This window comes from Geothermobacter hydrogeniphilus (assembly GCF_002898515.1).
GTDB lineage: Bacteria > Desulfobacterota > Desulfuromonadia > Desulfuromonadales > Geothermobacteraceae > Geothermobacter_A.
The window spans coordinates 1-12311 of sequence record NZ_PPFX01000063.1 but is presented as its reverse complement, the minus strand read 5'-3'; the positions used below and the strand labels follow the sequence as shown (position 1 = coordinate 12311).

The window sequence follows — 12311 nt, the reverse complement described above, 5'->3', positions numbered from 1 at the left end:
AGGAGGAGGTTTACGAAGAGGTTGTGTATGAAGAGCCGCAGGTGATTCTGGGGAAGTTGCGCGAGTTGGAGCGGGAGATTCTGGCGGATTTGGATGAGTTGGAGGGGATGTTGGGATGATGAATGTGGAGAAGCGCCCTCTTGGAGAGGTCGCAAATGTTATCCGTGGCGTAACATTCAGTCGCTCTGAGGGCGAAACCGAAGAATTCGCTGGTGCCCTTCCTGTTATTCGGGCAGGGAATGTTCAAGACCGTCTTATTTTGGATGCTGATTTGGTTTGGATACCTGGGGAGAAAGTTTCCAGTAAGCAGATTATTAAGAAAAATGATCTGGTCATGTGTACATCTTCTGGCAGTGCAGAAATAGTCGGGAAGTGTGCACGGGCAGAAGATGATTGGAATGGTAGTTTTGGCGCCTTTTGCGTTGGTATCAGGGCAAATGAAAATGTTTGTGATTCAGGATATTTGTTTCATTTTTTGAGGTCCCCTGCTTTCAGAAGTTGGAGCAGGAAATCTGGTGGGGCCAATATCAAGAATATTCGAAAGGGTGAACTTGAGGAGTTCAAAATCCCTCTCCCCCCACTCCCCGAACAGCGCCGCATCGCCGCCATCCTCGACAAAGCCGACGCCATCCGCCGCAAACGGCAGCAAGCCATCCGCCTGACCGAAGAATTCCTCCGCTCCGTCTTCCTCGACATGTTCGGCGACCCGGTTTTGAATCCGAAGGGGTGGGAAACACGGAAATTGGGTGAATTGATTGAGGATGGGCCCCAGAATGGGCTTTACAAACATGCCTCCGACTATGGAAGTGGAACCCCAATAATTCGCATAGATTCCTTTTATGACGGTGTTGTCACTGGAATGTCAGGCTTGAAACGGGTGCGGCTCGATAAAAAGTCGCAAGAAAAATACTCGGTTCAAAAAGACGACATTCTCATAAATCGTGTGAATTCCAGAAAATATCTTGGCAAGTGCGCAATTGTCCCCGAACTGGTCGAGCCAACAGTCTTTGAGTCGAACATGATGAGGTTTGCTGTAAAAAAGGAAGTATTGCATCCAATTTACCTAGTCTCTCTCCTTCAGCATGAATACATACGCAGGCAAATACTAAATCGTGCAAAAGATGCGGTGAATCAGTCAAGTATCAATCAAGCCGATGTAAATTCTTTTGAAGTTCGAATTCCTCCAATGGAGCTACAAACCAAATTTGCTGAGGTGAAAGATAGAATTTTTGACATGGTGATTGGTCTTGAAGAGGCTACCGGCAGAAAAAATGACCTTTTCAACTCCCTCGTTCAACGCGCCTTCCGGGGAGAACTTTAAATGACAACACCCTCGTCCCATAGCGGCATCCAGATAACAGAAGTTCGAGTCAGAAATTATCGATCACTGAAGAGCGTTGACATGCAACTTGGTCCATTTACTGTTCTGATCGGTGAAAATAATTCAGGTAAGACAAGCCTGCTGGAGGCCCTTTTTGCTGCAATCGGTGCCGGTCGGCGTGTCATAACCCAAGATGATGTTTTTTTGGATAATGGTGAATCAAAGGTGCCGAAAGATCGAGAGGTCTTGATCGATATCCTTATCCATCCGGTAAATGAGGAAGGCATCCTTGGAACTTTTCCGGAAGGAAGTTTTTGGGTTGAACTTTGGGGCAGCGGCATTGCCCAATATCATGACACTGATAACGACTTTGTTGCCATCCGCACCAGAACTTTCTGGAACCACGGCAAGGCGGAATATGTTACGGAACGCCGCTTTCTGAAAGAATGGCCGGATTCTGACAGCATCGAAAACGCCCAGGTCCAAACTTCACAGGTAACAGCCCGCCATCTTGAACCAATGGCCTTCTATCTGATGGATGCGAAACGTGATATTCACGATGAACTGCAAAACCGTAGCTCCTTCTGGCATAAACTCATCTCCGAACCGGGCTTGAGCGATCAAAAAATCGGTGAGATTGAAGAGACACTGAGCAAATTAAACCAGGAGATAATAGACGGAAGTGATGTGCTTACCCATGTTCAGGGACATTTAAACGATTTATACCAGACTGTATCAGCGAACAAAGGGGATGTTTCAATAACACCGCTGGCTCGTCACATGCGGGATTTAAATCGGGGAATGGATATCAGCTTTTGCACTAGGGATGCTCAAACCTTTCCCTTGTCACGGCATGGCATGGGTACCAGAAGTATTGCCGCTATTCTGACATTTCGAGCTTATAGCAACTGGCGACAAATGAATGCCGATGGTGGTATTCACTCCTTCCTGGCTCTTGAAGAACCGGAAGCCCACCTGCACCCACAGGCACAACGGGCAATTTTCCAGCAGATTGAAGCTATTCCCGGCCAAAGGATTATCAGCACCCATTCACCCTATGTGGCAAGCCGGGCTGATATCGGCAATTTCAGGCATTTCAAGAAAAACGGTTCAACGACCCATGTCACCCAGCTTGATGTTAGTGATTTGAATAAAGATGATATCCGCAAAATCAACCGGATGGTCTTGAACACCAGAGGTGAGTTGCTGTTTGCGCGGGCTCTTGTCTTTTTTGAGGGAGAAACCGAAGAACAGGCCTTACCCATTTTTGCAGAACAATTCTGGGGGCAAAGTCCTTGTTCCCTTGGGATCTCATTTATACCTGTCGAAGGCTACAAAGGCTACTTGCCTTTTGTTCGGTTGGCAAAATCATTTGAGATCCCTTGGTATATTTTTTCAGATGGAGAAGAAGATCCAATTCGCTGGATTTCAAGAACTCTAAAGAAAGTAGGAAACCCTGAAGAACCAGAAAACAACCACAATGTTTTTATCATCCCTGATAATAAAAATTTTGAAGGATATCTTGCTGACGAAAAATACAAGGATATTATCATTGAAACAATTATTGAGGTTCAAAGTGTTAATGAAAATCACATAGACGCATTGAAACAACAATGGGCAAATGAGACTGACAAACTTGCCGCAATAAAAACAGAACTATCGAAGGCGGGAAATAAAACAAAATACGCGACTCCGGTTGCGGCAGCAATTTCAAACATGGATGATATCGCTTTAAAATTTCCACCCCTTGTACGGGAGCTATTTGATCAAATGGCTGCGGATTTAGACCTTACGCCAACCCACGAGGCACCAGAATGAAATTGTCAGAAAAGCAACAAAAAATTGTCGCCCATGGTGAAGGCGCTTTACTTGTTGAGGCAGGGCCAGGCTCTGGTAAAACTCGTGTTTTAACAGAGCGTATCAGGCGTCTTATTAACGAGAGCGACGGGCATTTTCGTGTTCTGGCCCTTACCTTCACTAATAAAGCCGCTAACGAAATGAAAGAACGGCTTGAAGAGTTCCAGGAAATTCATTCACGGGCTTTCATTGGTACTCTACATAGTTTTTGCGCTGAAGTGCTCGCGAATCGAGGCAAGCCGGTTGGGATTGACGGAATGCCAAATCTGTTTGAGAATTTTCAGGACAGGAAACAGGTGCTGCAACAAGCGATGCTGGATGATCCTGAATTGCGGCACGAATTGTTGGGAAAAGGCGATCCTAAAGAACAAAATAAAGCCCTTTTCAATTGGCTTGAATCAATATCAACAGCCAAAACGGATCTTAAGCTTCCTGAAACTTTAGATGATTCTTTAATAGCTAAAATTTATGCAGCTTATGATGATGGCCTGCGGGCCTCCAATGCGGTCGATTATGATGATCTACTTCTTTTTACATATCGTCTATTCACGGAAAGACCAAAAATCGCAAATTTCTATCGTCGGCTCTATCGCTATATATGTGTAGATGAGGCCCAGGATCTAAACGAAGCACAGTACCGGGTTATCCAAGCCTTATGCGGAGATACTTTTAAAAATGTGATGTTTGTTGGAGATCCAAGGCAGGCGATTTTCCAATGGAATGGCGCACATCCGAAATATCTGGACTTCTTTGCCCGTGATTTCAAGGCAAAAAAGATTGTCCTTAACGAAAACTATCGTTCTTCCAGAGCCATTGTTGAAGCCGCAAGACTTTTGGACCCTGGCTATGAAGTTGAAAGTGAATATCCGATTCCAGGGGATATTCGGTTGCTTGTCGCTGAAGATGAGCATGATGAAGCAAAACGGATTGTTGAGTATTTGTCTGATCTTCTAGATAACGGTCATGATGATATTGAAGGGCCTGTCACATTGGGTGGGTGTGCAATTTTAGGGAGGAATCGTTATGTCTTCTCTGCAATTGAAGAAGCTTTAAGTCGACAAGATTGGGATTTCTATAAACATCTTTCAACTCAGCATAATAGTGAATCAGATCTGTTGCGTGACTTTGAGCTATGTCTCCGCTTAAAGGCAAACCCAAGAGATCGATTACATCTGGAAGTATTGCTAAAACGGTGGGAGATGGAAGATCTCACAATTCTAAATACTTCATACGATAACTCTCGAGAATTATTTCAAGCTGTTTCTGAAAATATTCGCAAACAAGATGCCCGTGATGTGTTGAAGGCCATTGAAAATCTTGGGCAGGAAGAACACAACATAAAATTTTCTTTGGCTCTTAATATGCTTAAGGAGATTGCAGAGAAGATAGATGACGAGAATGGACGGGCTCTGATTCTCCAGGATATCAAGGAGTGGAGTAGGGCTTGGGATCATTTCCTTCGCTCGGAACGTGGCGGAGAGCACCGCCTAGCAAGTTTTCTTGGTCATATAGCCTTAGGAGCCACGCAGCAACCACGGCAAGACGGCCTTGCATTGCTTACAATTCATTCAGCTAAGGGGCTCGAATTTGATGTTGTGGTTGTGATGGGTATGATGGAAGGCGTTTTTCCTGACTATCGAGCAAAAGGCGCTGATTTAGAAGAAGAAAAACGCAATTTCTTTGTTGCCGTCACAAGGTCAAAACGATTGCTTTGTTTATCGTATGCCAAGTCTCGTGTAATGCCTTGGGGCAGTTCTAGAAGGCAAGATCCTTCACGGTTTTTAGAACAAATTGGCTTGACATCTGAAGTTTAGAATTTCGGTTCGTGTTTTAAATCGTAATTTACATGCTTTATGCGCTTTTCGAGGAGAGCTCTAACTATGTGCGACAAACAAAATAGAGTGACCTTTGAAACACGCGACGAATACCAGCGTAAACCGATTGCCGAAAAGATCATCCGACTGCTGGAATCTGACGCAAAGGTGTCCCCGTTGGTCATTGATGGCAGCTGGGGCTCCGGGAAAACCGAGTTCTGCAAAAAGCTCATCCATCTGATTGAAGATGGCGAGTCGTCCCTGCGACCGATCTATGTCGATGCCTTCAAGGCCGACCATGCTGATGAGCCTTTGATGACGCTGATGGCGGCGGTTCTGAACGCGCTGCCGGAAGCAGAGCGTGAGCCACTGATCAAAAAGGCGCTGCCCGCAATCAAGTTCGGCGTCAAAACCGCCCTGAAGGCCGGCACCAGCTGGCTGCTGAAACAGGACGCGGCCGATGTGGTCGAAGACTTCAAGGACGAGGTCAAAAAGGCCGGTGACGAACTGATCAACCATGCCGTCGAATCAGTGCTGAAAGACCACGTCGACGCCGAGCAGAACATCACCACCCTGCAAGCCGCCCTGTTCGAACTGGCCAAAGACGCCCCCATCGTTCTGTTCATCGACGAGCTAGACCGCTGCCGCCCTGACTTCGCCGTCAACATGCTCGAAAACATCAAGCATATCTTTGACGTTGAAGGTGTTCAGTTTGTCCTGATTACCAACTTCGATCAGCTCCGTTCATCGATCAATCATTGCTACGGGACAGGCTTGGAGGACGCCCAGCGCTACCTGGACAAATTCGTCCAATTCAGCCTGAGCCTTTCCGATACCCACAAGCCCGATGGGCATGAGTCTGTTCTTGCCTCGGTTACTCATCTGAAAGACTTAGTTGGTAATAGCGAACTGCTGGACAACACAGATTTGGAAAAAGAAGGAGGTGGATATTTTTTGGCCTCCCTTGTCGCAGCAAACAGACTGTCGTTGCGCGAAGTTGAAACTCTGGTGTTGCACCTCGAAATCTATCAATCCCTGACAGATAAGAAAGGGATGCAGACCAGGAAAGATTTTGGCTATTGCCTGTTAAGGGTTTTGGGTGTGTTTCTTTATTGCTTCAAGCCAGAAATAGCAGAAAGCATGAGACGCAATGCGCTCGCAACCTCAGATATCGCGGCAGTAATTGGAAAGGCCGAGCTGTTCAGTAAGCTGGACGAAGAATATCCTGATCATGGAGATACAGTGCTCGCAATGATTAGTGCAGAAGTTCCTAGCCAGAACGGAACCTTCTTCTTATCAGAAGAGGAGAAGAAAAGGTGGGCGGAAACATTTTCTGATTATTTCCGAGGGGCCTATGGCGGGCGAAGTGGCAGGTTTACAGATATTGTTGTCGAGGCAATCGAAACCATGAAACTTGCGAGGTAATTGCTCCGAAATGATTCACCTCCACATCAGCAAAACCTTCGGCGACGACCTGGCCAAGGCAGGTTTCACGCTTCCTTCTTCCAAAGATGGACAGGCTACCTGGCACTGGTACGCCCACCGCATCACCTTGCTGCGGAAAAAGTGCATCATCGTGATGGAAGAGGCCAGCCGCTACGCCCTGGTTTTTGTCGGCCTGAAAAAGAATGACTTCGCCCGTTTCGACAAAGTTTTGACCAGTCGCATTGTCGCCGAAGCAAGTTGGTTATGCGATCTGCCACATCCCGGCCCGAACGAACAATTGATTGAGGTGGTTGAGCGGAAATGTTCATCCACCGTCTGGTCCCAGGGGCTGGACCGCAGCGTTCAGTCTCATATCAGGCAGGTCACTGACGAAATGGAATACCTGGTCAAATACCGTCTTGGCCGATTGCCCGAATCGGCGGAAGAAGAATATGCCCTGGGGCAGGTTCTTAACGACACCCTGCGCAAGCGCGGTGGTGACAAGGACTATTTCTATCCGCAGAAAAAATGGCGGGCTTCGCTGCTGGCGCTACTGCCACAACAAACGGGGGCAAAGGTGGTGAATCTGGCTGATTTCAGGAAGGGGCGAGGGTGTGACTGACAAGGTGGTTGTCTGTCAATCCGTAGCCGGTAAGCTCCTCTCGAGGTGCGGTTTGAGCAGGAATCGGTCTGGTTGCCTCAGGCACAAATGGTGGATCTGTTTTAGCGGGATGTTTCGGTTGTGCCCTGCCACATCCGCAATGTGTTCAAAGGAGGGGCTCGACGAAAAAAGCAATTTCAAAAAAAGCATATTGCTAATTCAGACCGGTCGGTCACCTACCATCCATTTTCAGGGAGTCTGAAATGGTCATAACAGCCATTACCATCGAAAACTTTAAGGGGATCAAAGATCCTGTCCGGGTTGAATTCAAGCCGATCACTCTGCTTTTTGGTCCGAACTCAGCGGGCAAATCGACCATTGTTCAGGCCTTGCATTACGCGCGTGAAGTTTTGGGGCGCCAAAACCTGGATGCCGACCGGGTTGAAGGGGCAGACGAGTCGATGAACCTCGGCGGTTTTCGTAATCTGGTGTATGGGCATGACACATCCAGAACGATCAAAATCTCCTTTGATCTTGATGTGGATGATGTTCTTGAACCATTTTTGGCGGTGGAGTCACCTGATGATATGTGGGACTGGTTTTACGGTGCCGTGGATCAGTTCGATGAATTGAGTGATCTGGTTCCCCTGGAAACTCACTACGATGTCAGAGACATTGCTCAGGTGAAAACCGCGAGAGTCTCTTTTGAAGTTGCCTGGAGCGAATTGTTTGGCCGGCCCTATTTGAAGTCGTATGGAGTCGGTTTTGACGGATCCCCTTTTGCCGACATTGTTGCCAGGCCAGATGGGAAGGAGGTTGCGATAACCAATTTCAATTATCTGCATCCGTCGTTTCTCGTGAAAACTGGAGACGAGCCTGATTCTTCGCGCGTTCCATATTTTGCTGCACTGTTTGTTGTGTCAATCAAGGCATCCTATTTCAAGTTTCGTGAAACGACTCACCTTCTTCTTGAGGATCAGACGACAGCACTTCCTCATTGGGGGCAGCAACTTAGAATTGCCGAGGTTTGTCTTATCCCGACGGATGAAAGAGATGAGGGGATCGAGGACGATAAATTTTTTGACCAGATGGTTAACGGGTTGTTGAGTCAGTTGCTGGTTCGCCCGGGAGAGGCCTTGTTGAAAGCCCTGGAGAAGGTCAAGTATATCGGTCCGATCAGGAAAACCCCTCCGCGAAATTTCAATCTGGTCCGTTCTGCTGATTCGGCTCGGTGGACCAATGGACTTGCGGCTTGGGACCATCTGTACCTGGGTTCGGATGAGTTTGTCGAGGAAGTGGGCGAATGGATGGGTAGTCAGGACCTCCTCGATTCAGGTTTTTCTTTGAAGGTTGGACGTTACAAGAAACTGGACATTAACAGCCCTCTTTACGCTTCCCTGGTGAGCGCATCGTCTTTTGATGACGAAGAGGACCGGGCGCGGGAACTCGAAGAACTGCCGGAGGAACGGGATATTGTTCTTTTCGATGAGAGCCGGCAGGTGCAGGTGTTCCCACAGGATATTGGCATTGGTATTTCGCAATTGCTTCCAGTTGTGGTGGGGGCGCTGGATGCTGAGATTGGAACGCTTGTGATTGAGCAGCCCGAACTGCATCTGCATCCCGGTTTACAGTGCCGTCTTGGAGATCTGTTTGTCCATCAGGCTCATGAGCAGAGTGGCAAGATGTTTCTGCTTGAGACGCACAGCGAGCATTTGTTGCTGCGCTTGATGCGTCGGATCAGAGAAACTTCTGAGGAAGAGTTGCCGGTAGGGCATCCCGGATTAAGACCGGACCAGTTGAGCGTCAACTACATTGACTGGGGTGCTGAGTGTGGCACCAGGATTTGCCAACTGCAAATCGGCGACGATGGTGACTCTTGCGGTGAATGGCCGGAGGGATTTTTCGAAGAACGTGCCGAGGAGTTGTTCTGATGTTGAAGGAATATGCCGTTGATCCAGCCTGTCTTGGGGATTGGCAGACCTATCGCTATCTTATCGAGAAATTCGGCGTTCCTCAGGGACGCCTGATTTCCGAGTTTCCTAGGAAGTGGCTTCGCATGGTTTATGAGTCGTGCAGTTCATTCTCGTTTCAGCAGAGAAAAAAGCTCCAAATTGAGCTGAGCCGGATCAGAAAATACGGATTGTGTAAATCCACGCGCTCTTACGATGGGCAGCGAGACTGGCTGACAAATGCGCTTGAACAGCACGTTCAGGAGCCTTTCTATGCAATCATTTCCAACTATTCTGACCCTGACAAAAATGTTCTTGGGGCTACGGAGGTCACAGAAACGGACCCTCTATGGAAAGCCCAAAGAACTCTTATCGTGCCCCGGAAGGCCGCACCGATGGCTTCGGCGGTTGGCAAGCTGCTTTCTTCTGCCAATCATATTGTTTTTGTTGATCCGCACTTCGGCCCTGAAAATGTCCGTCACCGAAGGCCCTTCAAGTCATTTCTATGGCATTCCATTATGGGCCGAAAAGGGGCTTTACCATCAGTGGAAGTCCACACACAGGTTAAATCAACCGAAGAGTTTTTCCGTCAGGAATGTGAAGAGAGATTGGTGCCGCTCATCCCTTCAGGTGTCTGTGTTCGTTTTGTGCGCTGGACTGCCAGGGAAGGTGGCCAGGCGCTACACAACCGGTACATTTTGACTGATATCGGCGGGGTGTCTTTCCAGCACGGCCTTGATGAAGGTGGTGAGGGGGAGATGGATGATATCTCCCTCCTTGATAGGCAAAGCTATGAACAACGTTGGGCTGAGTACGTTGGTGAGGCTCAGATATTTGATAGATTGGAAGAGCCATTTGAACTGGTGGGGGAGTGATCACAGTATTACTCTTTGTCACTGTGAAAATTGCCAAGGTTTGGGATAGTTGTGACACGAGCGGTGATTCGAAGAATGTCTGTTTGGTTTTCCTGGAGGGGTCGTGACCATAGAGCAGTTATTGGCCAATATCAGAGTATTGCTGGAAAATGGGGCAGCAGGTGAGGCTTCAGATCTCCTTTGCGGTTTTCTTTACGAAAAGCTCGGCAAATTGACTACTGTAAACTTGCCTTCAAGTTCCAGCTCTCTTCCTCCCCGCGTCATAGTTTCTCATCTACGAAAGTCACTGAATAACCTGTTGCCCCCAGAAGCAAAAGCGTCTTCTGTTGATTCTGCTTCGTATGAGCTCCAGCAACATGACTTTGAGCTGATATTGCAAACCTCGGAGGAATGTGAGGTCCGGCAACGAGCTTACAGGCCTGGCCAAGAGTCTCTGGTGGTACCTATAGATGCAGAGGGCGAAGCTGAGGCGTGTTCCACCTCACCGGATATCAGCAGTGAAAGATTAGATGGGCCGGAATTGTCCCAGAGCGACCGGAAAGAGGAGTTGTCTGAATATGCATTGTCTTCGGAGGATAATTCATCTGAGGATTTGTTAGATGCTGCACCGGAAGTCAAGGACCTCAGTGAAGAAGGTTGTGAATTTCTGGATTTTTATGTCCTGGAAGGCCAATCAGAATCGAATTATTCGACCGATAGCGAGATTTTGCTGGACGATGGGTTCTTCTACGATGAATTCGATGACGAGCGGCAGGACCTGACGGATGTCAAATCTGATGGAAAAATCTCCCGGGAGGAACGAGCCTGGCAGGTTGCGTATGAGTTGGGGCTTTCGTATGGATGGGATGAGCGAGGGATTGCACTGTTGCAGGAGGTGTTCGTTGAAAGGGGCTGGCAACAGGCGAGGGTTGCCATGGAGTACCTGCTTGAGACGGGAATGACTCCTGAGCAACTGCTCTTCGCGAAAGAGTTGAAGGAAAGCTGGGAACAGCGTACTGAACTGATGATTGCAATTCATCGCAAGAGTTCTGAGTTGTCCGGCTATTGTTATTTGGGAGAGAAGATTCTGTCGTGGCGGGTTGCTATTGCAATTGTGAGGAGCTTCGATGGATGTAGTGATTTTGATGAAATAGATCAGTTTGTTAACGAAGCTTTTGATGCCTGGTATTCGAGCGGCAGGCTCCGGAGGAGTTACAGGACATTTTTGCAGTATTTACGTTCGGTAGCTAAGCAAGATTATTGTTTTTCTGCGAACTTGTTAGAAGCGGAACCTGTCGGAGAACAACATTTTGATCCGGCAGATCTGTCGTTCTCTTCCTTGAAGGATCAACTTCAGGATGCTTATTACTGCTTCGATTGGCGAGCATATACCTGTTGTGAAATTTTTAAATAAGGCAGGAGGTTGACTTGAATAAGCGGCTTGTTCCAGTCAAGGGGGCTTGGGTTAAAGACTTCAGGGATCAGAGGACGGGTACCGTTCGAGATCATGATCTGAGCGGACCCGAAAGGCGTATTCTGGTTCGTTGGCACAGATCTTCCGAGTCATCTTGGGTGTCCCTCGACCGGGTTTCCTGTGGTTTTTTGAAGGGAATGGATGTTGTGGATGTTCCCTTTTCTCGCGTCAGAGATTCGTTGGGGGAAGGCGTGACGATAGACCTGAGGAAGATCGGTAGCAGTGAACAGGTTTTGGTCGAGTTTCCTGAGACCGGTCGGCGCCATTGGTTGCCCTATGAAAATCTGCGGCATGTGCGGGGTGTGCGCCATCGCTTTTTGACAGCTGATACAGGAAGTGCAGGAGATGTTGAACGGTTTCGCTTGAGAAACTTGGCGTATGCCTTGGAACTGTGGAATGAGAACACGGGGGCACTATCGCATCTCGACATAGACCCGCTACCGCACCAGATTCACCTGGTTCATCATATCCTGGCTTCCGGGAACCTGAACTGGCTTATCGCCGACGATGTCGGTCTTGGAAAAACGATAGAAGTCGGAATGCTTTTATCGGCGCTCAAGCAGCGCAAGATGTTGCGTCGCGTGTTGCTTGTTGCACCTGCCGGTCTGACGAAGCAATGGCAGGACGAGCTGCACCATAAGTTTGGAATGAGTGATTTCCGAATTTATGGCGAAGACTTTCATGTCAATGAACCACATCAATGGAAGCTTTACGATTTTGTTATCGGCTCGATAGACAGGTTGAAAGATGGTGAGCATCTTGCCAGTTTGTTGCAGGCCGATCCATGGGACCTGGTTGTGTTCGACGAGGCACATCGGCTCAGTCGCCGGCAATATGGGATGAAGCTGGATGCATCACAGCGTTATCGTCTGGCGGCCTCGTTGAGAAAAAAGACGGACAGCATACTGCTGTTAAGTGCAACGCCGCATCAGGGCATGTCAGATAAGTTTCAGGCGTTGTTTAGTAATGACAACCTAAAATTGACCACCTGTGCTAACCGAAAATTGACCACCCCG

9 protein-coding genes are annotated in these 12311 nt (G+C 48.1%); all 9 read left to right on the top strand.

The window, feature by feature from the left end; translation table 11 throughout:
- Positions 1 to 115: 115 nt before the first annotated feature.
- Complete coding sequence (locus tag C2E25_RS16830; protein ID WP_103116877.1) at positions 116 to 1321, top strand: restriction endonuclease subunit S; 1206 nt, start codon at positions 116 to 118, stop codon at positions 1319 to 1321.
- The gene (locus C2E25_RS16825; protein ID WP_103116876.1) at positions 1322 to 3139 is read left to right on the top strand and encodes an ATP-dependent nuclease; all 1818 of its coding nucleotides are present in this window, start codon (positions 1322 to 1324) and stop codon (positions 3137 to 3139) included. It begins immediately after the preceding gene.
- Positions 3136 to 4992, top strand: coding sequence for an ATP-dependent helicase (locus tag C2E25_RS16820; protein WP_103116875.1), 1857 nt, complete (start codon positions 3136 to 3138; stop codon positions 4990 to 4992). The genes C2E25_RS16825 and C2E25_RS16820 overlap by 4 nt, the downstream gene beginning before the upstream one ends.
- 66 nt (positions 4993 to 5058) lie before the next feature.
- Entirely contained in the window at positions 5059 to 6417 is a 1359-nt protein-coding gene (locus C2E25_RS16815; protein WP_158247323.1) for a KAP family NTPase, read from the top strand.
- A 10-nt stretch (positions 6418 to 6427) separates the two neighbouring features.
- Entirely contained in the window at positions 6428 to 7039 is a 612-nt protein-coding gene (locus C2E25_RS16810) for a DUF6933 domain-containing protein (RefSeq protein WP_103116873.1), read from the top strand.
- Positions 7040 to 7281: 242 nt separating this feature from the next.
- The gene (locus C2E25_RS16805; RefSeq protein ID WP_103116872.1) at positions 7282 to 8949 is read left to right on the top strand and encodes an AAA family ATPase; all 1668 of its coding nucleotides are present in this window, start codon (positions 7282 to 7284) and stop codon (positions 8947 to 8949) included.
- Positions 8949 to 9842 (top strand): hypothetical protein, encoded by an 894-nt coding sequence (locus tag C2E25_RS16800; RefSeq protein WP_103116871.1) that lies wholly within the window; start codon positions 8949 to 8951, stop codon positions 9840 to 9842. The genes C2E25_RS16805 and C2E25_RS16800 overlap by 1 nt, the downstream gene beginning before the upstream one ends.
- Before the next feature lie 103 nt (positions 9843 to 9945).
- Positions 9946 to 11235: a hypothetical protein gene (locus tag C2E25_RS16795; RefSeq protein ID WP_103116870.1), complete on the top strand. Its 1290-nt coding sequence runs from the start codon at positions 9946 to 9948 to the stop codon at positions 11233 to 11235.
- Positions 11236 to 11432: 197 nt separating this feature from the next.
- Positions 11433 to 12311, top strand: an 879-nt coding sequence (locus tag C2E25_RS16790) for a DEAD/DEAH box helicase (protein WP_146033012.1), incomplete at its 3' end; no start/stop codon positions are given.